Consider the following 281-nt stretch of genomic DNA (forward strand, 5'->3'; position numbering starts at 1 on the left):
ATGGGGGGACCATCCTCCAAGGCTAAATACTCGTGATCGACCGATAGTGAACCAGTACCGTGAGGGAAAGGTGAAAAGAACCCCGGGAGGGGAGTGAAATAGATCCTGAAACCGCATGCATACAAACAGTCGGAGCCTCGCAAGGGGTGACGGCGTACCTTTTGTATAATGGGTCAGCGACTTACGTTCAGTAGCAAGCTTAACCGAATAGGGCAGGCGTAGCGAAAGCGAGTCCGAATAGGGCGTTCAGTTGCTGGGCGTAGACCCGAAACCAAGTGATC

General features: G+C 53.0%; 1 rRNA gene. It reads left to right on the forward strand.

Annotated elements, in window-relative coordinates:
• Positions 1-281, forward strand: a 23S ribosomal RNA gene (locus HZI36_RS26805); the annotation flags it as partial.

The sequence above is a fragment of the Burkholderia guangdongensis genome (genome assembly GCF_013403875.1).
Taxonomy (GTDB): domain Bacteria; phylum Pseudomonadota; class Gammaproteobacteria; order Burkholderiales; family Burkholderiaceae; genus Burkholderia; species Burkholderia guangdongensis.